General features: G+C 61.0%; 24 protein-coding genes, 1 tRNA gene and 3 pseudogenes. 13 read left to right on the forward strand and 15 right to left on the reverse strand.

The genetic code is table 11. From position 1 onward, the window contains the following. Positions 1–187 (reverse strand): annotated as a pseudogene (locus BF95_RS16655) (AMP-binding protein); the annotation flags it as partial. A 62-nt stretch (positions 188–249) separates the two neighbouring features. On the opposite strand from BF95_RS16655, the gene BF95_RS16660 reads away from it, so the two are divergent. Further along, positions 250–1,254 (forward strand): GNAT family N-acetyltransferase, encoded by a 1,005-nt coding sequence (locus BF95_RS16660; RefSeq protein WP_200866993.1) that lies wholly within the window; start codon positions 250–252, stop codon positions 1,252–1,254. A gap of 27 nt (positions 1,255–1,281) precedes the next feature. After that, positions 1,282–1,572 (forward strand): acyl carrier protein, encoded by a 291-nt coding sequence (locus tag BF95_RS16665; protein ID WP_043152707.1) that lies wholly within the window; start codon positions 1,282–1,284, stop codon positions 1,570–1,572. Positions 1,573–1,622: 50 nt separating this feature from the next. Here BF95_RS16665 and trxB read toward each other — a convergent pair whose 3' ends face one another. Further along, entirely contained in the window at positions 1,623–2,585 is a 963-nt protein-coding gene (gene trxB, locus BF95_RS16670; protein WP_043152709.1) for a thioredoxin-disulfide reductase, read from the reverse strand. 602 nt (positions 2,586–3,187) lie between these two features. Between trxB and BF95_RS27445 the strand changes: the two genes are divergently transcribed. Next, a complete protein-coding gene (locus BF95_RS27445; protein ID WP_152542775.1) occupies positions 3,188–3,529 on the forward strand; it encodes a hypothetical protein in 342 nt (113 codons plus the stop codon). 72 nt (positions 3,530–3,601) lie between these two features. Here BF95_RS27445 and BF95_RS16675 read toward each other — a convergent pair whose 3' ends face one another. From BF95_RS16675 to BF95_RS16695, 5 genes and pseudogenes are all read right to left on the reverse strand, one after another. After that, positions 3,602–4,162 (reverse strand): YkgJ family cysteine cluster protein, encoded by a 561-nt coding sequence (locus BF95_RS16675; protein WP_043152712.1) that lies wholly within the window; start codon positions 4,160–4,162, stop codon positions 3,602–3,604. A gap of 225 nt (positions 4,163–4,387) precedes the next feature. Further along, positions 4,388–5,125 (reverse strand): peptidase, encoded by a 738-nt coding sequence (locus tag BF95_RS16680; protein WP_043152714.1) that lies wholly within the window; start codon positions 5,123–5,125, stop codon positions 4,388–4,390. Positions 5,126–5,152: 27 nt separating this feature from the next. Continuing rightward, a pseudogene (locus BF95_RS30755) lies at positions 5,153–6,024 on the reverse strand (transglutaminase family protein). 21 nt (positions 6,025–6,045) lie between these two features. Continuing rightward, positions 6,046–6,978 (reverse strand): alpha-E domain-containing protein, encoded by a 933-nt coding sequence (locus tag BF95_RS16690; protein WP_043152716.1) that lies wholly within the window; start codon positions 6,976–6,978, stop codon positions 6,046–6,048. Positions 6,979–7,099: 121 nt separating this feature from the next. Beyond that, entirely contained in the window at positions 7,100–8,509 is a 1,410-nt protein-coding gene (locus BF95_RS16695; protein ID WP_043152719.1) for a circularly permuted type 2 ATP-grasp protein, read from the reverse strand. A gap of 147 nt (positions 8,510–8,656) precedes the next feature. Between BF95_RS16695 and BF95_RS16700 the strand changes: the two genes are divergently transcribed. The 6 genes from BF95_RS16700 (at position 8,657) to BF95_RS16730 (ending at position 11,945) form a co-directional block, all read left to right on the forward strand. Then, on the forward strand, positions 8,657–9,493 hold the full coding sequence (locus BF95_RS16700; protein ID WP_043152721.1) for an alpha/beta hydrolase: 837 nt from the start codon (positions 8,657–8,659) through the stop codon (positions 9,491–9,493). A gap of 86 nt (positions 9,494–9,579) precedes the next feature. Continuing rightward, positions 9,580–9,656: transfer RNA gene (locus BF95_RS16705), tRNA-Met, on the forward strand. A 542-nt stretch (positions 9,657–10,198) separates the two neighbouring features. After that, the gene (locus BF95_RS16710) at positions 10,199–10,624 is read left to right on the forward strand and encodes a CBS domain-containing protein (RefSeq protein ID WP_161774327.1); all 426 of its coding nucleotides are present in this window, start codon (positions 10,199–10,201) and stop codon (positions 10,622–10,624) included. A 41-nt stretch (positions 10,625–10,665) separates the two neighbouring features. Continuing rightward, positions 10,666–11,010, forward strand: a complete 345-nt coding sequence (locus BF95_RS16715) for a hypothetical protein (protein ID WP_043152766.1) — start codon at positions 10,666–10,668, stop codon at positions 11,008–11,010. Positions 11,011–11,197: 187 nt separating this feature from the next. Continuing rightward, entirely contained in the window at positions 11,198–11,599 is a 402-nt protein-coding gene (locus BF95_RS16725) for a group III truncated hemoglobin (protein ID WP_327195475.1), read from the forward strand. Positions 11,600–11,624: 25 nt separating this feature from the next. Further along, positions 11,625–11,945 (forward strand): DUF1971 domain-containing protein, encoded by a 321-nt coding sequence (locus BF95_RS16730; protein ID WP_043152727.1) that lies wholly within the window; start codon positions 11,625–11,627, stop codon positions 11,943–11,945. A gap of 14 nt (positions 11,946–11,959) precedes the next feature. Here the strand turns inward: BF95_RS16730 and adhP are convergent. The 3 genes and pseudogenes from adhP to BF95_RS16745 form a co-directional block, all read right to left on the reverse strand. Then, positions 11,960–12,996: pseudogene (gene adhP / locus BF95_RS16735) on the reverse strand (alcohol dehydrogenase AdhP). 47 nt (positions 12,997–13,043) lie between these two features. After that, entirely contained in the window at positions 13,044–13,769 is a 726-nt protein-coding gene (locus BF95_RS16740; RefSeq protein ID WP_081764191.1) for an alternative oxidase, read from the reverse strand. After that, positions 13,766–14,377 carry a GNAT family N-acetyltransferase gene (locus BF95_RS16745; RefSeq protein ID WP_235209812.1) on the reverse strand — a complete coding sequence of 204 codons (612 nt, stop codon included), beginning with the start codon at positions 14,375–14,377 and terminating at the stop codon, positions 13,766–13,768. The genes BF95_RS16740 and BF95_RS16745 overlap by 4 nt, the downstream gene beginning before the upstream one ends. A 221-nt stretch (positions 14,378–14,598) precedes the next feature. On the opposite strand from BF95_RS16745, the gene BF95_RS30385 reads away from it, so the two are divergent. The 4 genes from BF95_RS30385 to BF95_RS16760 all read left to right on the forward strand — a co-directional run bounded on the left by BF95_RS30385 (position 14,599) and on the right by BF95_RS16760 (position 17,511). Beyond that, positions 14,599–14,724, forward strand: coding sequence for a hypothetical protein (locus tag BF95_RS30385; protein ID WP_268747181.1), 126 nt, complete (start codon positions 14,599–14,601; stop codon positions 14,722–14,724). Between the two features lie 156 nt (positions 14,725–14,880). Beyond that, positions 14,881–16,371 (forward strand): PAS domain-containing sensor histidine kinase, encoded by a 1,491-nt coding sequence (locus BF95_RS16750; RefSeq protein ID WP_043152729.1) that lies wholly within the window; start codon positions 14,881–14,883, stop codon positions 16,369–16,371. Then, positions 16,364–16,996: a response regulator transcription factor gene (locus BF95_RS16755; RefSeq protein ID WP_043152732.1), complete on the forward strand. Its 633-nt coding sequence runs from the start codon at positions 16,364–16,366 to the stop codon at positions 16,994–16,996. The genes BF95_RS16750 and BF95_RS16755 overlap by 8 nt, the downstream gene beginning before the upstream one ends. A 203-nt stretch (positions 16,997–17,199) precedes the next feature. Then, the gene (locus BF95_RS16760; protein ID WP_043152735.1) at positions 17,200–17,511 is read left to right on the forward strand and encodes a hypothetical protein; all 312 of its coding nucleotides are present in this window, start codon (positions 17,200–17,202) and stop codon (positions 17,509–17,511) included. Positions 17,512–17,597: 86 nt separating this feature from the next. Here BF95_RS16760 and BF95_RS16765 read toward each other — a convergent pair whose 3' ends face one another. From BF95_RS16765 to BF95_RS16785, 5 genes are all read right to left on the reverse strand, one after another. Further along, a complete protein-coding gene (locus BF95_RS16765; protein ID WP_043152738.1) occupies positions 17,598–18,881 on the reverse strand; it encodes a glycoside hydrolase family 130 protein in 1,284 nt (427 codons plus the stop codon). 25 nt (positions 18,882–18,906) lie between these two features. Continuing rightward, a complete protein-coding gene (locus BF95_RS16770) occupies positions 18,907–21,201 on the reverse strand; it encodes a glycosyltransferase family 4 protein (RefSeq protein WP_043152740.1) in 2,295 nt (764 codons plus the stop codon). Positions 21,202–21,322: 121 nt separating this feature from the next. Next, positions 21,323–22,444 carry a glycosidase gene (locus BF95_RS16775; protein WP_043152771.1) on the reverse strand — a complete coding sequence of 374 codons (1,122 nt, stop codon included), beginning with the start codon at positions 22,442–22,444 and terminating at the stop codon, positions 21,323–21,325. A gap of 450 nt (positions 22,445–22,894) precedes the next feature. Continuing rightward, entirely contained in the window at positions 22,895–23,845 is a 951-nt protein-coding gene (locus BF95_RS16780) for a fumarylacetoacetate hydrolase family protein (protein WP_043152742.1), read from the reverse strand. 81 nt (positions 23,846–23,926) lie between these two features. Then, positions 23,927–25,087: an alpha/beta hydrolase family protein gene (locus tag BF95_RS16785; RefSeq protein WP_043152745.1), complete on the reverse strand. Its 1,161-nt coding sequence runs from the start codon at positions 25,085–25,087 to the stop codon at positions 23,927–23,929. Positions 25,088–25,089 lie beyond the last annotated feature (2 nt).

The following is a 25,089-nucleotide window of genomic DNA, read 5'->3' on the forward strand; positions in this document are numbered from 1 at the left end:
TCCAGCTGGCGACGCGCGCGCCCGGCTCCAGCCCGAATCCGGCCAGCCAGCCCGCCAGCCGCCCCAGCGTTTCCTCCAGCTCAGCGAAAGTATAAGTGCCCGATCGCCCGTCCAGCGCCGCGCGGGTGGGATCGCCATGCAGGAGGATATGATCGATGGGCAGGCTTTCACCAGACAGGCCTGACACGCTTAACTCCATTTCCAGTATTTTCGCCTAAGCGTTCCTCTTCTGATTGCGGAGATAGTCGGTTGCCGACGACAAGGGAATATCACAGCCTCGCCGAAGTGCGCGATGCCTTGCACGGGCGGCTCGACCGCGCGGCGGTGCCGTCGCTGTTCGACCGGCTCGACTGGTTCGCCCTGCTGCATCGCGATTGTTTTGCCGACAGCCCGGTTCGCGTTCTGATGGCGCAGGAGACGGGCGCGCAGGCGTGGATATTTCTTATGCAGCCGGATGCGCGGCGGGTGTCGGCGCTGGCCAACTGGTATAGTTTTGCCTGGACGGCCATTTTCGTGGGCGATCCCGACGCGGTGCAGCAGGCACGTCTGCTCGATGCGCTGACCCGTCATTTGTTGGCCGATAATAGCCAGATCGACCTGTATCCGCTGGAGCATAGTGGTGCGCTGCTCGACAGTTTGCGGCGGGCGGGCTGGTTTGCGCTGTCGCGGCCGATGGGGGGGCGGCATTTGCTGCGTCCGGCAGGGCGCGATTTTGCGACCTATTGGGCGGCGCGGCCGGGGCGGTTGCGGACGCTGGTGCGACGCAAGACGCGCAACAGTCCCTATACGCTGTCGATCAGCGACAGGCTGACCGACGATCTGTGGCGGGACTATGTCGATGTGCATGCGCGGAGCTGGAAGGCGGCGGAGCCGGGGCTGGGCTTCCTGCGCGCGCTCGCGGAGCAGGAGAGCGCGGCGGGGACGTTGCGGCTGGGCTTTGCGCGGATCGACGGACGCGCGGTCGCGACGCAGTTGTGGACCGTGGAGCATGGTGTCGCGCTCATTCATAAACTCTCCCATGATCGCGCCCATGATGCCGGGTCGCCCGGCACGTTGCTGAGCCATGCCATGTTTGCGCAGGCCATCGACGGGGACGGGGTCGGGCTGATCGACTATGGCACCGGCGACAATGGCTATAAGACCGACTGGATGGAGGAGCGGATCGCGCTGCACCGGATCGACGCCTTCAATCCGCGCTATGCGTCGAGCTGGCTCCCGGCGGCGCGGACGGCCATTTCGGCGCTTGTCGGATAGGCCGGGAGTGACTAGGAAAGCGCCCTTATGCGGGCCAATCATCCTTCGCCGGTCGGTCAGGCCGATACCATCGACCCTCTGACGCGGACATTGCTTCGCGACGTTCTGGGCCTGTCGCAGGAGCGGGTCGATGCATTCGAGACTGACACGCCTTTGTTCGGCGCGCTGCCTGAACTCGACTCCATGGCGGTCGCGGGGCTGCTGACCGAGATGGAGGATCGCTTCGATATCCTCATCGAGGATGACGATATCGATGGCGACACGTTCGAGACGTTCGGGTCGCTGGTGGCCTTTGCGCGGGGTAAGGTTGCGGGCTGAGGATAGCCCCCACCCCAACCCCTCCCCTGAAGGGGAGGGGCTAATTTCAATTACGCCTCCGCCATTGCTTCGAAGTCCGCTTCGGCCAGGAACTTCTCGACATCGAGCGCGGCCATGCAGCCCATGCCCGCGGCCGTCACGGCCTGGCGGTAGATTTTGTCGGTGACGTCGCCCGCGGCAAAGACGCCGGGGATGGCGGTGTGGGTCGTGCCCTTGTCGACCAGCAGATAGCCTTCGTCCATCGGCAGCTTGCCGGTGAACAATTCGGTCGCAGGGTGATGGCCGATCGCGACGAAGCCGCCGTCAGTGGGTTCGTGCGACCGTTCGCCGGTGACGGTGTCGATGAGGTCGACGCCGACAAGACCCTCCGGCGTGCCGCCGCCGACGAATTTGTCGACCGCCTTGTTCCACAATATCTTGATGCTCGGATGGGCGAAGAGCCGTTCCTGCAGGATCTTTTCGGCGCGCAGCGTGTCGCGACGGTGGATCAGCGTGACGTCATGGCTGTGGTTGGTGAGATAGAGCGCTTCTTCGACCGCGGTATTGCCGCCGCCGATCACCACCACCTTCTTGCCGCGATAGAAGAAACCGTCGCAGGTCGCGCAGGCGGACACGCCCTTGCCCTGCAGATGCTCTTCGCCTTCGACGCCCAGCCATTTCGCCTGCGCGCCGGTGCAAATGACGAGCGTGTCAGCGACATAGACGATGCCGCCATCACCGGTCAGGCGGAAAGGACGCTGCGACAGGTCGACATCGACGATCTGGTCATACATCATCTTCGCGCCGACATGTTCGGCCTGCGCCTGCATCTGTTCCATCAGCCATGGCCCCTGGATCACGTCCCTGAAGCCGGGATAATTTTCCACGTCGGTGGTGATGGTGAGCTGACCGCCCGGCTGCATCCCCTGCACCACGATCGGCGCGAGGCCAGCGCGCGCGCCATAGATGGCGGCGGACAGGCCGGCGGGGCCGGAACCGAGGATGAGCATGCGGGTCGAGTGAGTGGCGGTCATGAATGGGGCTTTCCGGCTGCGATTCGTAGTGAGGGGAGAGATAGGCGGTGACGGCGCGCAGGCAAGCGATGGATTTGCTTGGGGGGCGGCAAGAAGGGATGTGGGTGGGGTTACAGCGACGCGACAGGGCGAAATTCACAGTGTCGCAGGCGTGATTTTTGGGCGCGCTTTGGGGGAATTGCGACGGCAAAGCCACCGGGACGCGACGGTGACGCGACAGGTTCGCGCCTGTGACGCGCCGGTTGGGTAACAGCGACGCGACAGTCGCGCGACGGGGGTTGGCTGGGTGATGTATGCGGGGGTTCAGTGGGCGGACGGTGGTAGGCGGCGGATCCATTCCTTGGGAGTAGATCAGGGATTTTCCTACATTGGAAGGCGTTGGCGGGGGATATTTTGCCGACCAGAATAAGATGTTGCATTGACCGTCACCCTGGATCCTTCGATAGGCTCGCTCCGGGGCACCGCTTTATGCGCGAAGAAAAGCGGGATGCCGGGTCAAGCCCGGCATGACGAAGGAGGAATGGGAATGAACGACCAGTTGTTGCCGTTAATGGACGTCAAGGCCATACCCAAGAGCAGACAACAGCTGTCGAGGGGCAATAGTGAAACTGATCTGGCCAATGATTGCCTTTTTGCTCTGCATAGCAGCTATCACATTTGCATGGCTGTGGTGGCATGCGGCTGCCGATCTCGCCCATTTGGAACGAGAAGTATCCAACCCGTTCGATCAGGCGTTCGAAACAGCCGCATATCGCGAAGCTGCGCGATATGAAAATCAGCCTATCGAAAAAATGAAAAGTTACTTTCGGCCCCTCACTATGACCTATCGCGATAAAAAATGTGTTGAACTTAGACCGCGTTGGCATGTCTACGGAGGTCATACTATCTATTGTTATAGCTTAGATAACGGCGCTTTAGTCCACAAAGAGATAATACCTGGATAACGGGCAAATGTGGCCCCAGTTCCCAAAAGCTGACAGTCCGCCAACCACCCAACGTCGCCGATCGCTGCCTGACTAACCGTTGGCAGCGAACATACCGTATCGCTCTCGCCATGCCGCTACTTCGTCCTTCAAATGCGCAGGGGCGGTGCCGCCTGATATGACGAGGCTGGCGACGCTGTTGTCGGGGTACATCAGCATCTTCTTTGCGCCGTCGGTGAACCATACGGGCACCAGTCCATCGCACAGGCTGTCGAGAATGGTTTGAGCCATGCGATTTTCGATCGCCTTGCTGCCGGGGGCCATACGGACCATGATCGAGACCCCTTCGAAGCAATTGCGCGGATTGCGGACAAAATCGAGCGATACCAAAATGCCGGATTGGTCGGGGCGAGCCGCGTCGGGGATGCCCGCGATCCTGCGCCAGGCGCAGAACCAGGTGCGGCAAATGTGCGGGCGCACCGCATGAATGCTGCACCCTTGCGAGCCAAGGTGAACGCAGGGCGTTCCCGCCGGTTTCGCGAAATCAGGCGTATCGACCGTAAGAACCGTGCAGCAGGCCGTGCAATCACCGCAGGCGCGGTCGGCGAGGACCGGCCCCAGCAAAGCGGTTTCCAGATCTGTCTCCGTGTGCATCCGCGCCGAGGTGCCTTGGCCTCAGCCGGAATGCAAGCGGCATGAGGAGCTGACGCGCAATGGGTTCTGTTGGCTTTTCGGTGGTGGCGCGGGTGCCTGCCCGCCCTGTTTGGTATCCCTGTGGCGAGATGCCGGGGGGATGGGGTGGGAGATGGGTTCCCGCCTGCGCGGGAATGACGGGGCTAGTGTTCAGCGCTGGTGGGCCATTAGCCCGGCTCCTCCCCCTCAATCCAATACGTTGGGCAGATCCTCAAAGCCCTTGCGGAGGGCGGCGCTCCAGCTTTGGGAGATCATGGCGAATTCTTCATTGTCGGCTTCGATGCGGGTGCGAATGCTGAAATCATAGAGGTCGGTAGGGATGACGGCGAGGTCGAGCGGCATGCCGACCGAGAGGTTGGAACGCAGCGTCGAGTCCATCGACACCAGGACAGCCTTGGTCGCGTCCTCCAGGCTGGTGTCGCGGGCAATGATACGGTCGAGGATCGGCTTGCCATATTTATGTTCGCCGATCTGGAAGAAGGGCGTGTCTTCGGTCGCTTCGATGAAATTACCCGCCGAATAGACGAGATACAGGCGCGGCTTGCCGCCTTTGCGCTGGCCCGCGATCATGATCGAGGCACCGGCGCCCGATCCGCCCATTTCGATGCTTTCGCGATAGCGTGTCTGCAACGCGCGCATGGCATCGCCCACGATCTGGGCCACGCGATACATGGTGGCGCAATTGAGGATGGTTTCGATGTCGGGGTCGAGCTGGGCGTCCTTGATCGCTTTGCTCAGCGTCGCCTTCACCCCTTGCGTGATCGACAGATTGCCCGAACAAAGGAGCGTGATCGCCCGTTCACCCGGCACGACATAGGTGAAGCTCTTCCGAAAGCGGGCGATATTGTCCATGCCCGCATTGGTGCGGGTGTCCGATAGCATGACCAGCCCCTGGTCCACGCGTACCGCCACACAATAGGTCATTACCCGCAGGCTCCCGAAATTTCTGACTCAACCCTGTAAACCGGGCGGCGGCGTAGTCTGCTGTTGTTGCCGTTGCAACTGCCGTTCCTCGATCCCGTCATCCGCCTGCGCGATACGGACGTCCGCGTCAATCGTGATATCGCCCGCAACCGTGATGGTGCCCCGGATCGGCGCGGCGTCATCGGCATCCAGGCCACTTGCCACGCGCAGATAGCGTTCGGTGACGCAGACGCGGTTGGAGGGGTCGAAACCGACCCAGCCGAGACCCGGCACCAGCGCTTCGGCCCAGCCATGGGTTTCGTGCAGTTCATTGCCTTCGCTGGTCAGCAGATAGCCCGACACATAGCGCGCAGGGATGCCAAGAGCGCGCGCGCCCGCGATGAAGATCTGGGCATGATCCTGGCATACGCCGGCGCCAAGCTGAAAGGCCTGCGCCGCCGTGGTGGCCGATGTGGTGACGCCTGCGCGATAGGTGACCGCATCGGTGACGGCGGCGGCCAGAGCGTGGAGCCGGGCGAGCGGGCTGCTGCCATCGGGTAGCGCCAGGGCCATGGCGGCGATGGCGTCCGAAGCACGGGTCAGCGCGGTGTCGCGCAGGAAATAGAGCGGGTTGACGCGGCTGGCCGGGCCGCCGACGACGCCATGGGTTTCGCGCGTTTCAACGAGCCTTCGGCAACGATCACCGCCTGGCCAAGCTGATCGTGGCGCACCCACAGCGCCTCCATCTCACCATTGCTGTTGCGGTGGAAGCCGGTGACGGGCGCGTCATTGACGCTGACTTTCCAGTCCAGCACGGTTTGCGCGGGCGTGTCGACCGGCATCAGCTTCAACCGCATCACGACCCGGCCCGCCGACGGATCGTAGGAATAGACGGTCTGATGCCGGACCAGCAATTTCATCGCGCGCGCCCCCTCCCCCGATCAACCGAAATGATAGGTCTGGGCGATTTCAACGCCCAGCTGGTTGGTCATCGACAGCCCCTGCTGCACCGTTTCATGCAGGCCGAAGCGGAAGATTTCGCCGCTGTCGAGCTGCTCCAGGGCGCTCACCATCCGCTCGATCGTGTCGTTGCACGCACCGCGCTTGTCATGCCAGCCCGACAGGCGGTTGAGCCGATAGGCGAGCTGATCATAGCAGAAGGCGACGCTGCGCGGGAACATGCGGTTGAGCATCAGGAAGTCGGTGATCTGCCAGGGGGTGTAGGTGCCGCCATAGACATGATGATAGGCGCGCGCGCCCGACAGCGCGTAGAGGACCGAGGTCCATTGATAATGGTCGCGATTGCCGCCGATGACTTCGGTTTCGGGCAGCAGGACATAATATTTGACGTCGAGCAGCCGCAGCGTCATCTGCGCGCGTTCGAGCGCCGAGCCGCAGCGCAGGAAATCATGGCCTTCATTGCGCAACTGGCCCGAATGGGTCGCGCCGCGAAAGGTCATGACGCGGGTCTTCACCCAGTCGATGAGCGCGGGCAGTTGCTGACGGGCTTCGCCGACATCATAGCTGTCGAGCTTGCGCCAGCCATCGTTGAGCGCTTCCCACATATCCTGCGTGAGCATGGTGCGGGCCGACTTGGCGTTGGCGCGCGCCTTGGCCAGGCAGGAGCGGATCGAGCTGCTATTGTCGAGGTCGAGCATCAGATAGGCGACGGAATCGCTTTCGGTGACCTGCACGCCTTCGGGGAATTGGTCGCCGCAGCCCGTCGCGCGGATGACCGATCGCCATTCGTCGCGATGATGCGCGCCGGGTAGGATCGCCATCCGCTGGCCCATGGTGAGCAGGCGCGCGGTGGCTTCCGCCCGCTCCATGTAGCGCGCCATCCAGAAGAGATTTTCGGCGGTCCGGCTCAGCATGATTTTTCCATTTCCCCCGTTCGGGTTGAGCTTGTCGAAGCCCTGTCCTTCACTTCAAGAAAAGTAAGGCCCTTCGACAAGCTCAGGGCGAACGGTGGTAGGGCTGGATTAATAGCCATCATCAATCCTGCAACACCCAGGTGTCCTTGACACCGCCGCCCTGGCTGGAATTGACCACCAGCGACCCTTCGGTCAGGGCCACGCGGGTCAGGCCGCCGGGGACGAGGCGCAGTTGCTTGCCGACCAGGCAATAGGGTCGGAAATCGGCGTGACGGCCGACGACCGCGGCGGGGCCGAGTGTCGGGACGGTCGAAAGGTCGAGCGTCGGCTGGGCAATGAATTCCGTGGGGTTGGCGCGGATGCGGTCGGCATAGGCGACGACCTCATCCTTGGTCGATTTGGGACCGATCAACATGCCATAGCCGCCCGACCCATGAACTTCCTTGGCCACCAGTTCGTGCAGATGTTCCAGCACATAGGCGCATTCGTCGGGCTTGCCGCACTGCCATGTCTGGATATTGTCGAGGATCGGCTTTTCGCCGAGATAGAAGCGGATCATTTCCGGCACGTAGATATAGACCGCCTTGTCGTCGGCGATGCCCGATCCGGGGGCGGAGGCGAGCGTCACCCCGCCCTTGCGATAGACGTTGAAGATGCCGGGGACGCCGAGCAGGCTGTCGGCGCGGAAGACGAGCGGGTCGAGATATTCATCGTCGATGCGGCGATAGATGACATCGACCGCCTTTGGCCCCAGCGTGGTCTTCATCCACACCCGGTCATTGTCGACGAACAGGTCGGCGGGTTCGACCAGCTCGACGCCCATCAGGTCGGCGAGGAAGCTATGCTCATAATAAGCGCTGTTGAGCGAGCCGGGGGTGAGGACGACCACGACCGGGTCGCCCTTGCAGGCGGGCGGGGCGACTTCCTTGAGGCTCTTGAGCAATTCGGCGGGATAGTCATCGACTGGCGCGACGATCCCGGCGGCGAACAGTTCGGGGAACATGCGCGTCATGATCTCCCGGTTTTCGAGCATGTAGGACACGCCCGATGGGGTGCGGCAATTATCCTCCAGCACTTCGAAACTGCCAGGCCCCGTGCGGACGATGTCGATGCCGACGATATGGCTATAGACTTTGCCGGGCGGCGAAAAGTCCGCCATTTCGGCGAGATAGGCGCTGTTCTTGTAGATGATGTCGGCGGGCATGATGCCGGCCTTCACGATTTCGCCGCGATGATAGACATCATGCAGGAAGGCGTTGAGCGCGCGGGCGCGCTGGCGGATGCCCTTGTCCAGCACGCGCCATTCCTGCGCGGTGAAGATGCGCGGCAGCAGGTCGAAGGGGATCAGCCGTTCCGGGTCGCCGCCCTCGCCATAGACGGCGAAGGTGATGCCGATGCGGCGGAAGATCGCCTCTGCCTCATCCAGTCGACGGTTGAGCCCGGATATGCCCGTTCGTTCCACCCATTTCTGCACTTCGGCGTAACAGGCGCGTATCGAACCATCAGGCTCAAACATTTCGTGGAAGGGCAAGTGGACGTTCCTCCCTCGGCCAGGACGGCCGGTTGTGCGTCGCAACATTAGGACGTGGCCCAAAAGGGATTGCAACAGAAAAATGACACATTGCGTGGATTTCCAATATTCCTTGTGCTGGGGCACGGATTGGGCACAAGGCAGGGCATGAACAGAATGATCGGCGGGCCGCTGGCCGCCCTGCTCGCGCTGACCGCCTGCGCCTCCACCATGCGCGAGCAGATCTACCGCGCCGACGCCGCGCCGGTGCAGGTCGCGCAATGGACAAAGGCCGCGCCTGTGACCCTGCCCGTGCGAAGCGAAGATGGCCTCGCGCTGACCGGCTATTATTGGCCCGGCGACCCGGGCGACCGCGACGTCATCCTCTTCTTCCACGGCCGGGGTTCGCATCAGGGGATCGGCGCGCGCTATGCCGAACATCTGGCGGGCAAGGGCGACCATGTGGTCGTGGTGTCCTATCGCGGCTTTGGCGGCAATCCGGGCACGCCGACGCAGGCCGGGCTTATGGCGGACGGGCGCGCCTTCGTGGCGGCGGCGCGCGATCTCGTGGGGCCGGATGCGCGGCTGTTCCTGGTCGGCCATTCGCTGGGCGGCGCAGTCGCGCTGCACGTCGCGGCGACGGTAAAGGTGGCGGGGGTCGTCACCCTCTCGACCTTCGACAAATTGGAGGAATCAGCGCCGGGCGGGGTCGGCATGCTGCTGCCCGACAAGTGGAACAATCTGGACGCGGTATCGAAGATCGGCGCGCCGTTGGTGATGATACAAGGCACCGCCGACGACCGGATCGACCTAACCCAAGCCGACGCGCTGTTCGCTGCCGCGCGCGCGCCTGCCGCGATGCTGACGGTGCCGGGTGCCGGCCATAATCCCGACATGACGCAGTTGGGACCGATGGTCAGCGCGGCGATCGGCGCGATCGATTCGGGTATGATGGCGCGCTATCCGGCCACCCTGCCCCAGGGCTGGCGCGTGCGGCGCAAATAATCGCAAAAAGCCCCGTTGACCGACCCGCCGCCGCTGCGTATAGCGCCGCCTCACCGCAGGGCCACGATGCCTTGCGCAGCCCATGGGGCGGAGTAGCTCAGCTGGTTAGAGCAGCGGAATCATAATCCGCGTGTCGGGGGTTCAAGTCCCTCCTCCGCTACCATTCAAGACCGTTTGTCGTATCCATCCTGCGCGGCGAATGTCTGTTCCCCGGAATTTATAGCCAGCTTTTGTTCGCACGGCTCGCTGCGGATACCATGGCATCAGGGTCGGCCTTGGTGGGGCGATTAACCTCCCCCATTCCGGCAAATCATATTCTGCCACATATATATGAGTGCGCCTGGCGATTGACGTCTCTGTCGACGGGCGCATTTGCTGAGCATATGCATCGGACAGGTACCCATATTCTTCGGCAGCCCACGGCGACCCGAACTGGCCGGAAAGAGGGTGCCGCCCCGATTAGGTATTTCCCGAGGCTGTCGGCGCAGCATTGAAATATCCTACTCCAGGCCATGCCGGTCCAGGATCGGGGAATCCATCCGGCTGCTCAACAGCGCTTTTCCGGGGGTTTCCTTGGCCGGGCCATTGGGCACGCTAACGCGATGAGCATTCCGACACAGGCTGCGGGACGGAGAACGGCGCTGCTGCTGCCCGCGGCCCCCGGCGATAGATTCAGATGGAATTCAGGCTATGACTGTAAACGATGTGCTGGACGAGGCGAGGCAAGCGCTTGTTACCATCAATGCCGGACGGCCTCTGATCGAGGCAGCCAGCAAATTGTCGGCCGGAACCGACATTGTCGTCGCAGTGGGACCAAATGGGACCATGTTGGGGGTCGTCACGAAGACGGACATCGTCAGACAGATGAGCGTTTGTGAAGGGGCAAGCTGCCGCCGCGCCATCTCTTCCGTGATGTCGAGAGACATTTTGACATGCACAGCATCCGACGATCTGCGCGATTTGGCCGATCGCATGAAGCGCGACCGACGCAAGAATGTGCCGGTTGTCGATCCGTATAATCAGCCCATCGGCATGGTGACCAACCGCTCCATCCTCCGCGTCCTCTTGCGGGATGTCGACTATGAGGAGGCGCAGCTTGTCGATTACGTCAAAGGCGTGGGCTACCGATGATGCGGACGACCGATTTCCCCGATCATCGACAGGAACCAGCCATGCCCGTTACCCGTGACCACGACAGCGTCGCTGACCTTCGCTTTCGTGCGCTTTCCCGATGGGACAATGAAGGCGGGGCGATCGCGACCACGCCACAGGTCGATGTCCCGCTGCTTACGCCAGCGGAACTGGTTCAGATGCGCATTCGCGTGATCGCCGTCGAGAATGTCCTGATCGCGGTCCTGGCCGAAGGAAGCGATCGCCAGCGACAGGTGGCGCGCGATATGGCCACCTATATCGCGCCACGGCCGGGCGCCAGCCATCATTCACTGACGATCGAGGCGGGCAAGCATATTACTGCACTGGTCGATCGTGCCGTCCATTTTCAATCGATTGATGCTTAGTGATGGCGCTCGGTGTCCCGTGCATCATTGAGAGGGGATCGAAGCTGGATGGGCGGCTGCCTGCAGGCGTTCACGATGGCGCGGCGGGTCTCACCAACGCGCGGTCCAGCCAGCCACCGGACGCTTACTGGGCCAGTGCCAAAGCGCCGCCCATCAGTGTCGTTCTGAAAGATGCCAAGATATGAGCATGTATGATATTTCCGAGCAGGATCTCGCCATCCTGATCCCGCGATTCTACGATCGCGTACGCGCCGATGCTGAACTCGGCCCGATTTTCGCGGGCGCGATCGACGATTGGCCACAGCATCTGGCCAAACTTGTCGACTTCTGGTCGTCCGTCATGCTCGGCAGCGGTCGTTACAAGGGGCAGCCCGTGCCGGCCCATTTGCGCCACGCAGATGTGCTGACGCCGGCCATGTTCGACCGCTGGTTGTCGCTATGGCATGATGTCACTGCGCAAACGCTTCCCGTCGCCGAGGCACACGCCCTCCAGACGAAGGCGGCGCGCATTGCGCAGAGCCTGCTGCTCGCCATTCAATATCGTCCGACCGGCAACGCACCCGGCCCTACCGATCGTCGTTCCGCCTGATCGGGGCGATTATGGAGAAATCATCATGCCGACGCCCCTTTCCCCCCAGACCATAGCGCTCCCAGAAGGGTTGGAGAGCTACAAGCGCACGCCCGCCTTCAACGAAGACACTGTGCCCGCTGGTCTGCGCACCGATCATGCGACCAAGGTCGGCACCTGGGGACTGATCAGGATCGAAAGCGGGCGTCTTTTGTATCGGGTCACGGATTCCCGACGTGATCCCTCGGAGATCATACTGACGCCGGACGGTCCGCCCGGCATTGTGGAGCCGACAATTCTCCACAATGTCCTGCCGATGGGACCTGTATCCTTCTATGTCGAGTTTCTGCGGGAGGCACCCAAGTAGGTCGACGGGATCGCTTATGTCCCGTCGGCAAAATCAATGACGACGCGTGAAGGGACCTGGCCATGTTCGAGGCGGTCGAACACGTCGTTGATCGCCGACAGCGGTTGCAGTTCGATATCGGCCTTGACCTTGCCCTGCGCCGCAAAATCGAGCGCTTCGGCCATATCCTTGCGCGTGCCAACAAACGAGCCGCGCACCGTGATGCAATTGGCGACCACGTCGAAAAGCGGAAGCGGGAAGTCGCCAGGCGGCAGGCCGACCAGCACGCAGGTGCCGTGCCGTCGCGTCATCGCGACCCCCTGGTTGAACGCGGCGAGGGACGGCGCGGTGATCAGGACGCCGTGGGCACCGCCGCCTGTCGCCTCTTTCAGGTCGAGGATGGGATCGCCGTTGCGCGCGTTGATCAGCACTTCGGCACCGAGCGCCCGGGCGTGCGCCAATTTGCCGTCATCGACATCGATCGCGCAGACCCGTAATCCCATCGCCTTGGCATATTGCACGGCCAGATGCCCTAATCCGCCGACGCCTGATATGGCCACCCATTCTCCAGGGCGCGCGCCGGTTTCCTTCAATCCCTTGTAGGTGGTGATACCAGCGCAGATGATCGGTGCTGCCTCGACCGCCGACAGGCCATCGGGAATGATCGCGACATAGTTCGGATCGGCGAGGATATATTCGGCGAACCCGCCATTTTGGGTGTAGCCGCTAAACTGCATGTCGGGACACACGGTCTCCCAGCCGAAAGGCAATATTCGCAATGCCCGCAGGCAGAATACATCCAGGGTACGCCGACCCGATCGCCCTGCTTGACGATCGTAACGCCCGCACCGACCTCGACAATGATGCCGATGCCCTCATGCCCTGGAATGAAAGGCGGGGTCGGCTTTACCGGCCAGTCGCCCCGCGCGGCGTGAAGATCGGTATGACATACGCCGCATGCTTCTGTCTTAACCAGAATCTGGCCTGGTCCGACCGTTGGAATTTCCCATTCACGAAGCGTCAAAGGCTTGCCGAACATGTCCACGACAGCGGCCTTCATCATATGCGACATAGAAAATTCCTTCGTGAAAACGGGTCGATGTCTTTGGACGCCAAACCTCAGCCTACCGGCCGCAGTTCGCTATCGTGCAGAGGATAGGGCGCGATCGGGCGATCAGCAGGCGGGCGTCCGCCAAGCGTGCTGGCAAAGCCATGATTGACGTCACGATGATGGGCTTCATCGTCGCGGACAACCAGCACGACATCGCGCAAGGTGGCGTCGGCGGGCAGCTGCCAATAATGGCGTGCGATGGCCGGAGCGGCCACGTTGGGCGAGCGTCCTTCATCGATCTCCTGCAAATAGAGGGTGTAGCTGGTCACCGCCTCCTCTTCGAAATATCCGACGACGCGGTGCGCGGTTCGTCGTGAGAGAAGGTATAGAACCGAAAATCCGACCAGAAATACGCCCTGCACACCCAATATGACCATGCGTTCGAACCAGGTTGGTTTTGCGATCTCGATGAAGGTCATCAGATGCATGCGCTCATTTTCCGCCTCTTCCATGAGCGTGCGGATCCAGCCCTCATCATCGCGCATCCGGCGCAGGCAGCTGAGATGGGTGAACATCGCGCCGACCATGCCCGGCACTGCGGCGACCGTTTCCAGCACGATCGCGCGATGGCCATAGCGTTTGGCAAAGAAAGTATCAGCGCTAAAGCGCAGCAATTTGGTAAAGCCAAGCGCAAATCGATCCGAAAAGCCGCTCGGCTCGTGGTGGACGATGGGTTCGGCGGCCCGCTCATTGGCGAGGGCGAGATGATCCGGGACGAGAATGGTGTTGGTCATATGCTCTGCTCCACCAAGGTCGCGCTGTTGCGCGGTTGAAGATCTGTCTGAAGCATGATCAGCGTCGGATCACCGGGACAGGGCATGGCGATCCAGCCCATGTCTCGCTCCAGTTCGATGGCCTGGTGATTGTCCCTGCTCTCGATGGATTGCAGGGTGCGGATCCCCTTGGACGCAGCAAATCGGGCGACATGATCGAGCAGCAGCCAGCTAATCCCCCTGCCCTTGAACGCGGCGCGTATGGCAATAGCGACCTCGGCCGTTTCCATGGCCTTGTCCGCCGCCATCATGGCCGAGGCAAGGATGCGCCCCGTCTCAGGTTCGATCGCCAGGAAATTTTCACTGGAGACATGATCCACCGACACCATCGTCTGTAGCTGGCTGTGGCCGACTTTCTGGATGGATGAGAGAAAGCGAAAGCGTAGATCCTCTTTGTCCACATCCTCGAAGAAGGCAGCAAGTGCCGGTTCGTCGGAAGGCGCGGTGGCGCGGACGTGAAAGGCAAAGCCGCTCCGCGAGACCATGTCGATGTTCCAGCAATCTGCGGAATGGCTGTCGGTGTGATTGGCAGATGTGCCGAGCTCTGGGCTGGCGACGGGTTCGGTCAAGGGGAAGTCCTTATCGTGACGCGGTTTGATCGCGCAAAATGATGTGAAGGACCGTTTAGCCGAACGGCATCGGCCTCATCAGGGTCGGGAAACACGTAGAGGCGGCGCGCATCGGGGATGACGCAATCGCCAGATGCGCCCGCTGCCTTTTCGCTACGGCAAACCACAATAGGAAAGCGCCGCGATCACGCCCACCAACTAAATTTTATCGAGGGATAATTATGATGCGCGCTGCGTTCATGCTGCATTGGAAATCGATGTCGGCTGTCAATCTGAGGCTATTGGCAGGAACCGGAGGATTATTGCTGGTCATCGCAGCACAGGCAGCCTTGGCTTATGGCAGCTGAAAACGGCCCGACCGGCCATTGACCGATGACAGCGTAGGAGAGGTAAGTGGTGCCCGAATACAGAACGGAGCACGCGACTGCTCCCCTCGCATGACGAATGGCCCGTCCCGCACAGCGCCGGAGAGTGCGGAGGTTGCTGCCCGCAGAAATGCGGTGATGGCCGAAGAACTGGGCCTGCTTATCGACGGTGCGACAAATTACGCCATCTACATGTTGGATCAGGAAGGGCGCGTCACGATCTGGAACCGGGGTGCGGAGCGCATCAAGGGATGGACCGAACCGGAGATTGTCGGCCGTAGCGCTGCTTTATTCTACCCGCCGGACGACGTGAAAAGCGGCAAGCCGCAGCAGGATCTCGATCGCGCCAGTGTGCTCGGCCGGATCGAAGAGGAATGCTGGCGAATCCGCAAGGATGGTTCCGAGTTTCTAGCCAGTGTCACCATCACAGCCTTGCGCGACGATACCGGATTGCTCCGCGGGTTCGGCAAGGTCGTGCGCGACATCACCGACCAGAAGGCTGCCGAAGCGGCGGTGACACGACGCGAATATCATTTGCGATCGATCCTGGCGTCCGTGCCCGACGCGATGATCGTGATGAACGAACAGGGCGTTATTTCGTCGTTCAGCGCGGCAGCCGAGATTTTGTTCGGATATCGGCAAGCCGATGTGGTCGGCCGCAATGTTGCGATGCTGATGCCGGTGGAAGATCGCGGCACCCATGACGGCTATCTGCAAACCTATCGGCAAACCGGGGTGCGCCGCATCATCGGCAGCATGCGAACCGCCACCGCCTTGCGGCAGAATGGCGAAATCTTTCCGATCGAGCTTGCCGTTGGCGAAACCGAAGTCGCAGGCGAGCGGATCTTCACAGGCTTCATCCGCGACCTTACCCAGCGGCAAGCGACCGAGCGACGCTTACAGGAACTGCAATCCGAACTTGTTCATGTGTCGCGCGTCAGTGCAATGGGTACCATGGCCTCCACATTGGCGCATGAAATCAACCAGCCGCTGACGGCCATTACCAATTATCTCGAAACCGGCATCGCCATGATCGGCGAAAGCGGCACGCCAGCGCTGGATGCCATAGCCGAGACGATGGAACTGGCGGCGCAGCAATCCTTGCGCGCCGGGACCATCGTTCGCCGCCTCCGCGCGTTCGTGGATGGCGCAGATACCGGCTTTCGCATCGAACGGCTCGATCTGCTGGTCGAAGAGGCAACCAGCCTTGGCCTTTTGGGCGCGCATGAAGCGGGCATCGATGTGACCATGACGATCGCAGCCGGACTTGACCGCGTGATGGTCGATCGGGTGCAGATACAACAGGTTCTGGTGAATCTCATCCGCAATGCGATCCAGTCCATGGCCACTGTCGTCGCGAAATCCCTTACCATCGCTACCGCGGCAGACCGCGAAGGATGGGTGAGAGTGACGGTCGCGGACACGGGCATCGGTATTGCGCCGCATATCCGCGAGCATCTGTTCGAGGCATTTTCGACGACGAAGGAAGACGGCATGGGACTGGGCCTGTCCATTTGCCGTACCATCGTCGAGGCACATGGCGGACGGATATGGGCCGAAGCAGCCGACGGGGGTGGAACGGCCTTCCATTTCTGTGTCCCTCTTGCCGAGGAATCCGACGATGACTGAGACTATGCGCACGATCCATGTGGTCGACGATGACGAGGCTATCCGCCATTCTGTAGGCTTCCTGCTGCGTAAAGCGGGCTTTCATGTCGAAACCTATGTTTCGGGAACGGCGTTTCTGAAAGCGGTGGATCGCGAAACGCGCGGGTGCGTGCTCCTCGACGTGCGCATGCCCGAAATTGACGGCATGGAAGTTCAGGCGCGGTTGGCCAAGCTGGGCATCGGCATGCCGGTCATCATCCTGACCGGTCATGGCGATGTCACCTTGGCGGTCCGCGCGGTCAAAGCCGGTGCGATCGAATTTCTGGAAAAGCCCTTTGAGCGATCGGCCCTGTTGAAAGCGATCGAAGAGGCGTTGGACCATGCCAACCGTGGAGAGCGAAGCCACCTGGCCGCCGCAGACGCCCTCGTCCGACTGAGCGCGCTCACGCCGCGCGAACGGGATGTCCTCGACGGCATGGTGCTTGGCCGCCCGAACAAGCTGATCGCCTATGACCTCCACATCTCGACGCGAACGGTGGAGGTTCACCGCGCCAAGCTGATGGAAAAGCTGGGATCCCGCAGCCTGTCGGATGTTCTGAGAATTGCCTTCATCGGCGGACTGGGTGAAGCCGTGCGGGCCAATTGACCGCGCTCGAACATAAGACTTGATCCTCCCACCATGTCATTCCGACACCGGCTCTGAGTGGGCTGCATTCCGCCAAGATCCACCTACGTGCTTTCCGAGGCCAGATTTTGCTGCAGAGCCTGTCTAGGACACATCATCGGCTACACGCAAAGCAGCATGTGCCGGACGATATGTGCCGCCGTTCGGCCGTTTTGAGGAAACCGATGATGGACGTGATTGCCTATGAAATCCGCTATTTTGAACAGCGCATCCGACATAGTGTGGACATGGCAGCTGCTTGCACGAGCCTGTGCGGACGGCAGGCACATTTGACGTTAGCCGATTTATACGGCCTGAAGGTCGAAGAGCTTCAAGGCGTTTTTCACGCCGGATCGTTGAACCGCAACGATGCGCTATCCGATGCATTTGCTCCAACGCATGCGGGCGTTCGGGTTGACGGGGATTTGCCGGCTGCGACAGCACCCATTGCCGCATTCCTGCGTAAAAGCGGAACGCTGTCCGTGGTGATGGCATAATCAACGGTGATTGCCCGGACTGGATTCGTCTTTTGACCCAGGCTTGGGTGACAAACACCCGACGGGGTAGGACAGAAACTTGCCCGTCAATTCATCAACGACAGCATTTCGTCGATAGAGATGAACGCGAAAGCGACCGAACTATCCGCCACGCCATAGGGCATGAAGATCATTTTGCCGATACGCGTCGCGCCACAGGTATAGACGACGTTGGGCACATAGCCTTCGCGCTCATTCGCGCCGGCAGCCAGAATAGGTTCGATCGAACGGCGCAATACCTTGGACGGATCATGCTTATCCAGCAGGACCGCACCGATGGAATATTCGCGCATCGCCCCTACGCCATGGGTCAGCAATAGCCAGCCTTCGTCAAGTTCGATGGGCGCGCCGCAGTTGCCGATCTGAACGAGTTCCCAAAGATAGCGCGGCATCAGGATTTTCTGCCCTTCGCCCCAGTCGGTCAGGCTTTCGGATTGAATCAGGTAGAGATTTTCGCCATCCTGTCGCCCGATCATCATGTATCGGCCGTTCACCTTGCGGGGGAAAAGCGCCATTCCCTTGTTGCGCGCTGCGCTGCCCGACATCGGGCATAGCTCGAAGCTGCGGAAATCGCGGGTCCGCATCAGCTCCGACTGTATCTGGCGGCCACTATAGGCGGTGTAGGTGCCCAACCATTCGACCGAACCGTCGTCATGGGTGAACTGGACGAGCCGAAGGTCTTCCAGACCATTGGCCTGCGCCGCCGTGATCGGAAATATAACTGTGCCTGACAGGGTGCTGTCTGGATGGCGAAAGATCGTTACCGGCCCGGACTGCTCGCGCTCTTCCTCGCCCTTGGCATCTGCCGCCGTTGCAAAGGGTGGCTCGGATGCCAGTGCCATTTCCCCGCTCTCGGTGATGATCCCCTCTCGAAAGGCGATCGAACTGATATGACCTTCACCAACCGCTCTCAACGAGATGATGATGCGTTGACAGTCTGCCGCCATGCCACTTTGGTCGGGATGCGGCACGACGCTGGGGTTCATCAGGGCGGCGGCGGCATAGCTATATTCATGACAAAAATAGGCGCCTATCAATTGGCACCGCGGGTCGCTTATGCCCCGATCGTCCAATTTAAGTAGCTTGGAGACTTCCGCAAAGCGGGTCATGAATACCCGCCTGGTCTGCCAATGGCGGGCTTCGAAGCCGATGAGGACGTGCGTAAGCTGCGCAATGACCTCGGCCTCGGTCAGTGCCAAGACGGCATCGACGATCCTGTGGGTACGGCTGGGCGCACCCCCTTGCGTCTGCCAGCCAAGATGAAATGGCCTTACGACAACTCGGGTTGCATCGGCCGTTAAACGCAGCGGCAGCGCGGCAATTTTCTGCAAATCAATATCCTGTGCGGCGGACAGATCAGGCGGGAGCCGTCGATGCTTCCGTCGCTTTTCGTTGTGCCATGTTTGAGACGCTGTGGGAAAGCCTGATCATCGCACAGGATGCCAGTTGCAAGGCAATCAATGATTCCGCGCCCTGGTTTCGGTTGGGACCAAGCGGCGTCAAGCCGTCGTAGCAGCCGCCCCCCTCGGGCGTGGCAAGCGGCATGTCCAAATCATTTTGCCCAAGAAACCAGCGATAGGCGGACTCGGCCAGTTGGACCCACCGGATATCGGGCTCCAACGTCCAGGCCGCGATGGCGGCATCTATGGTTGCCTGTGCCTCCAATGGTTGCTGATCATAGGGCAAGGGCTGTTTTTGAACGCGACCAAAACTCTCCGATCCCACTGCCCTGAAATAGCCTTCGGGGGTTTTCTGGATACCCGCCAACCATTCGAGCGTTATCAAACCCTGGTCGATCAAATCGGCCCGTGCAAGATGCCGACCGCCAACCAGCAAGGCTTCCGGAAGGCGTGCATTGTCATAAGCCAGGACATCTTCGAACCAGGTCCAACCGGGACGTCGAGCCGCATCCAACAAACCGGCAATATGGTCAGCGAATTTTGCCAGGACGGCCAACGCAGCGTCATGGCCCGGCTTTGCGTCCAGGATCGCGCCAGCACCCAGGATCACAAAGGCCTGGGCGCGCGGTGAGGTGAGCGATGTCAAAGGGCCTAGCGCTTCATCGAACAATTGCATCGCCCATTCGCGATGCGCGACCGACGCGCTATCGCGAACGGTTATGCCCAAGGCCCATAGGGTGCGACCGCAACTATCTTCCGAACCTTCGTCCTCACACCACCGTCGGTCGAAACCCATAAAATTGCGAAAACGCCCCCGATCCGGGTTCCAGGCATGCTGGACGAAACTCGCATAGATCGTCATCCACATGTCGCGTAGCGACCGGTCCAGCGCATCGAGCTGGACCAGCAGGATCAACGCACGCGCATTGTCATCAATACAATAGCCATGTCTGCGATCAGGGATGGTGAGGATGCCATGCTGGAATATGCCGGTCGGATCACTCATTCGCAGGACCGCTGTCGGATCGGGTTTGCGTATGGCATAGCTGCGGCGCGCAGTTCGACCATCTTCATGGTCAGAAATGGCGGCAATCATCAGATCCCCCACGTTGCGCGCCAATTGGCTCCAGATCATCGTGCGGCCATGGTCGTATGCGCGCGCGGCATAGCCGCCCAGAAGCGCGGTATCTGCCAGCATCTCCATGATCTGATCGGACAAAGCCCTGGCATCCTCGAAAGGAACGACAACGCCGCGACCTTCCGAGAGAATTTCCTGCGCCTGGACGTAGGGTGTCGCCAAAACGGGCTTACCCATGCCAATTGCATAGCTGAGGGTGCCCGATACGATCTGGGCCGGATTGACATAAGGTGTGACATAGATGTCGGCAGCCTGGAGATAGTCGAGCAGTTCCTCCTGTTCGACATATCGGTCGATGAAACGCACCTGTTCCCCCACACCCAATTCGTGGGCCAACGCGGCCAGGCTCTCGCGGAGACTTTCGCCCTGTTCGCGGATGAGGTTCGGGTGGGTCGCCCCCAGCACGACATAGAGCGCATCGGGATGCATTTCGACGATGGCGGGCATGGCCCGGATCATATGATCAATGCCCTTGTCGGGTGCCAGCAGGCCGAAGGTCAGGATGATCCGGTGATTTTCCCATCCAAAGCGCGGCTTCACCACAGAGGGTTCGACATAGGCGCGATCGGGCACACCATGGGGAATGACGGCAATGCGCGCATCCTCCACCCCATATTCATCGATCAATATCGTTCGCCCCTGCCCTGCCATCACCATGATCTTGCTTGCCCGCTGCAACAGCGCGGTCATGACCCGCCGCTCAGCCAAACTGGCGTCTTTCGAAATGGTGTGGAGCGTCAGGATCAGCGGCAACCGTGTGCGATCCAGGAGGTGGAGGATCATGTCCCCGGCCACGCCACCGAATATGCCGAACTCATGCTGGAGCCAGATGGCCTGCGCCCCGCTATCCTCAATCCGTCTTGCCGCTTCGGCATAGGCAGCGCGATCATTGCTCGCGATGGGATAAACCGCATCGGGATACAGGATGCCGTCGGCCCCATCGTCCATTGCATAGCTGTCTATCCGCATGACGGGAAAAGCGGCACGTAGCGCGTCGTGGCAATGGGTGGTGAAGGTCGCAATGCCACAGCGGCGGGGCATCGAATTGCCGATGAGGGCGATATGTTGGGGCGCCGGAACGGAGGCGAGCGTGTGCAAGGAACTGTGCTTCATCTGCTATTATCCTGCTGGCCCGTTTCGCGCCGCGCGCGAGAATAATCGGTCGGTAAGCTTAACGCGCGGGGCATATGTTGGTTGCGGGAGAGCATCGGAGCGCTCATGCCCAGCGGTATAGTCAAGACCGATGGAAGCGGCTGTGCGGGATATGCGTTATCCGGCAGGCAAGGTCCGCCTCCCCCGACGCGATGATATAGTGGTCGCCTGCATCCAGGATGCCGGTGGTGAACACGATGTCATGAAGATACATCTGGTGCGCCAAAGATGCCGTCAGAGCGGGCGCCGGTTCGAGCACGGGACATCGATCCGATCGCACCACCAAGGCCGGATCGTCGCGATCCAAGATCGAGAAATAGGTTCGATACAGGCCTGCGCCTTCGTTGGGGGCGACGCCATGCCAAAGACTGAGCCAACCTTCATGCGTTAAAATCGGAGGGGCGCCACCACCGATACGCGCCGTTGCAGGCCAATCCACATGGGGCCGAATACCAGGACGATCATGCGGTTTCCAGTGCAGTCCATCCGGCGAGGTCGCAAGGTTGATGGATGGCCCAGCCTGCCATCGGCTGTTGGAAGGATAAGCAAAATACAGGTCGCCCAGCGGCCGGGTCTGCGCCCAGAACCTATCCCCTATCCGTCCTTCGAATAAGAGCATGTCCTTGTTCTGATGATCGAGCACCAGCCCTTCGCAATGCCAGGCAAGCCCATCTTGCGAACTGTAGAGCGTTGTCCCATGGCGTTCGGGACTGACCGTACAGGTGGTCATCCAGTAGCGGCCTTCGATCCGGCTGATGCGCGCGTCTTCGATGCCGTAGCATTGACTGTCGGTCGCAGGCGAGATCGCGTGGTCATAATGATAGGCGATCACGTTCAGACCATCGGGCGACATTTCGATCGGCAGCAACCATGACAAGGAGGTCAGCGCCATCACGGGCCAATTTTGCCCCTTCAGCATGAACTTCCGAGGATCGGAGACATCGACCGCATCGAGAGGCCAAGCATCCAGCACGTATCGCCCGGCTTCCCAGCGTATAGCGCGGACCATGCCATCATGAATCGGCACTGACAGCGCTTCGGCTATGCGAACCATGAGCAGAAGATTGCCATTGGGGAGCCGTGTCATGCCCGGATTAAATGCACCAAGAACATAGCTATCGGCATCAAGCGTGGCCCGAAGCGGTGATCGAGCCAGATCTATGTCATCAGGTACAACGACCAAATGGTCTTGATAAAATCCCACGATGATCAACCCTATATAAGAGACAGTATTGGGACATATCGAGGCCGCGATTGATCAGGAAGAATTTAGAAAGCCAGCATATCGGGACGGGCCAAAGATACCACAATCGACGGTTTTACAAAAAATTTAGCGCACGCGTTAGTCTCAGTAAATAGGATCTACGAGAACATGGTCGCGGCGAAAAAATCTTCATCGACCCGCAATGCACCAAAACATGGTGCAAGTTACCGTCGGAAACTACGTAAATTGGACCTATATTCGATATATTCGGTTGGGTCAGAACATATTCAACACGTGCGATCAACAGCTTCGCCTATACTGCCAAGTGACGTGTGCTATCACCAGCATGGACGCGCGGCTTCGCCACATCACTCCTACCGCCGGAGAGGGGTGATGCGCGGGTGAGGCCAGCGTCGAAACGCTTCCAAGTAAGGGCGCAACCGCCGGGCGTTAGCCGGCGACCACCCGCTGATCGATCACGCCGAACGGCGACGCCCCCTCGCCTGCGCGCATCGCAACGCGGCTGCCAAAGGGGAGGAAGGACGTTTTGGGGGCGCCATGCGCGATGATCTCGATCGCGCGACGTTCGGACATGCAGGTCGATCCGACCGTCTCATGCTCCGCATTGGATACGGTGCCCGATCCGATGATCGTGCCGGCAGGTAGCGAGCGCGAACGGGCGGCGTGGGCGATCAGTTCGTGGAAGCCATAGGCCATCGCCGCGCCGTTGGGATGGCCGAACCATTCCCCATCGACCTCGACCGTCAGCGGCAGGCAGACGCGGCCGTCGCGCCAGGCATCGCCCAGCACATCGGGCGTCACCGCGAACGGCGCGACGCTGCAGGCAGGCTTGGCCTGTATCCAGCCAAAGCCGGTCTTCATCTCAACCGGCGCGATCGCGCGCAGCGACCAGTCGTTGATCAGGACAAGGAACCGGACATGGCCGAGCGCATCGGCGGGCGAACAGCCCATCGGCACGTCATCGGTGATGACGCCGAACTCGCCTTCGAAATCGATGCCGTCCGCTTCGCTGGGGAAGGGCACATCGTCGGTCGGCGCGATGAACTGGTGGCTCATCCCCTGATACATGAGTGGCAGGTCGGTTTCGATCGGCGGCATGTTGAACGCCGTTTCCATCAATTTGGCATGATTGGTGAAGGCCGATCCGTCCAGCCACTGCCAGGCGCGCGGCAGGGGCGCGGCGAAATCGTCAGGGGAAACCGCCTCACCGGCCGCCGCCGCCTGCGCGGCCGCATTCAGCGCGTCCTGCGCCGCATCCCAATCGTCCAGCGCAGCCTGCAGCGTGGCATAGCCCGCAACCGGCGCGACCCGCGCGCCATCGTCGCTGACCGCTACCAACGTGCCGTCACGGCCACCGCGCTTCAATGTTGCCAGGCGCATTGCTCACTCCCCCGAAAAAAAATCGGCGACGGCGGGATCATGGCCCGCCGTCGCATTTATCATGTTGCGATGATCCGCCGCTTAGCCAGCGTGGCCATTCAGCGTGTCGGCGAACCAGTCGGCGATATAGTCGCAGCCATAGCTCATATTGTCGGCACCGACATGCTCGACTCCGCCTTCCCGCTCGGTGAACAGCTTGAGTTCGCGACGCGGCGAATTGATGAGCTGGTCATAGCAATCCTGCGCATAATCGACGCTGATCTGCCGGTCTTTCGCGCCATGGGTGACCAGGAAAGGCACCTTCACGCCATCCATATGGCCGCCGTTCAGGTTCATATCCTTCGCCTTTTCCAGGAAGTCCTCCATGGTTTCGGCACCGAACGCCCACATGACATGCGCCCAATAATGGGGGACTGGATTTTCGCCTTCGCGGTTCAACCGCTTCTGCTGCACCTCGGCCCAATTATGATTGGCACCCCAGCAGGCACCGCTGGCGAAGCGCGGTTCATAGGCGACGGCGCGCGGCGCGAAATGGCCGCCCAGCGAAATGCCGGTCATGCCGATGCGCTTGGGATCGGCGTCGGCCTGGGTTTCCAGCCAGTCGACCGCCTTGCTCGCCCAATTTTCGCTATGCGGATCGACCGGCAGGTGCTGCAACCGTAACGCCTCACCGCTGCCCGGCTGGTCGACGCTCAGGGTCGAAATCCCCCGCCGTGCCAGTGCTTCGGGTAGGTTCGACCAGTAGAGCAGTTCCTTGCAGCTATCGAGGCCATTGCAATAGACGACGACCGGATGCGGCCCTGGCCCCGACGCACGGGTGTAGAGCGCGGGCATAGTGCCTTGCGCCAGCGGGATCTCCACCCGCTCGCGGTTGATCTTACCTAGCACCGTCGAGCGATCGAAGATGTCGCGCGCCTTGGCGTAGGTTTCTTCGCGCCCCGGAGCGCCATGGCCCTGCATCCGCTCGGCCACGAACAGATAGAGCGAGGCGCGCTCCATCTTGTCGGACGCGGAAAAGGCGCGCCCGGCGGCGATATCTTCGTCGGCCAAGCCAATCAGCCGCTCGGCCATCGCGACCCATTGGGCCATGAATTGGGGCGTGCCCGCATCCGCGCCGGAGGCCGCCGCGTCACGGATCGGCTGGCACATATCGACGATTTCGCCGATCTTGCCGCCGCTTTCCAGCGCGATCGAAACCGACAGGTTCCAGATATAGTTGGGGAAATATTCAAACAAAGCCATGG

Source organism: Sphingobium sp. Ant17, assembly GCF_000588875.1.
Lineage (GTDB): Bacteria > Pseudomonadota > Alphaproteobacteria > Sphingomonadales > Sphingomonadaceae > Sphingobium.

Bases quoted from the DNA above. Each gene is read 5' to 3' on its own strand.
- BF95_RS16665 (WP_043152707.1), top strand. From the start codon at position 1,282: ATGCGGGCCAATCATCCTTCGCCGGTCGGTCAGGCCGATACCATCGAC.
- trxB (WP_043152709.1), bottom strand. From the start codon at position 2,585: ATGACCGCCACTCACTCGACCCGCATGCTCATCCTCGGTTCCGGCCCC.
- BF95_RS16675 (WP_043152712.1), bottom strand. From the start codon at position 4,162: ATGCACACGGAGACAGATCTGGAAACCGCTTTGCTGGGGCCGGTCCTC.
- BF95_RS16680 (WP_043152714.1), bottom strand. From the start codon at position 5,125: ATGACCTATTGTGTGGCGGTACGCGTGGACCAGGGGCTGGTCATGCTA.
- BF95_RS16690 (WP_043152716.1), bottom strand. From the start codon at position 6,978: ATGCTGAGCCGGACCGCCGAAAATCTCTTCTGGATGGCGCGCTACATG.
- BF95_RS16700 (WP_043152721.1), top strand. From the start codon at position 8,657: ATGAACAGAATGATCGGCGGGCCGCTGGCCGCCCTGCTCGCGCTGACC.
- BF95_RS16715 (WP_043152766.1), top strand. From the start codon at position 10,666: ATGCCCGTTACCCGTGACCACGACAGCGTCGCTGACCTTCGCTTTCGT.
- BF95_RS16725 (WP_327195475.1), top strand. From the start codon at position 11,198: ATGTATGATATTTCCGAGCAGGATCTCGCCATCCTGATCCCGCGATTC.
- BF95_RS16730 (WP_043152727.1), top strand. From the start codon at position 11,625: ATGCCGACGCCCCTTTCCCCCCAGACCATAGCGCTCCCAGAAGGGTTG.
- BF95_RS16740 (WP_081764191.1), bottom strand. From the start codon at position 13,769: ATGACCAACACCATTCTCGTCCCGGATCATCTCGCCCTCGCCAATGAG.
- BF95_RS30385 (WP_268747181.1), top strand. From the start codon at position 14,599: ATGATGCGCGCTGCGTTCATGCTGCATTGGAAATCGATGTCGGCTGTC.
- BF95_RS16750 (WP_043152729.1), top strand. From the start codon at position 14,881: ATGGCCGAAGAACTGGGCCTGCTTATCGACGGTGCGACAAATTACGCC.
- BF95_RS16755 (WP_043152732.1), top strand. From the start codon at position 16,364: ATGACTGAGACTATGCGCACGATCCATGTGGTCGACGATGACGAGGCT.
- BF95_RS16760 (WP_043152735.1), top strand. From the start codon at position 17,200: ATGATGGACGTGATTGCCTATGAAATCCGCTATTTTGAACAGCGCATC.
- BF95_RS16770 (WP_043152740.1), bottom strand. From the start codon at position 21,201: ATGAAGCACAGTTCCTTGCACACGCTCGCCTCCGTTCCGGCGCCCCAA.
- BF95_RS16780 (WP_043152742.1), bottom strand. From the start codon at position 23,845: ATGCGCCTGGCAACATTGAAGCGCGGTGGCCGTGACGGCACGTTGGTA.
- BF95_RS16785 (WP_043152745.1), bottom strand. From the start codon at position 25,087: ATGGCTTTGTTTGAATATTTCCCCAACTATATCTGGAACCTGTCGGTT.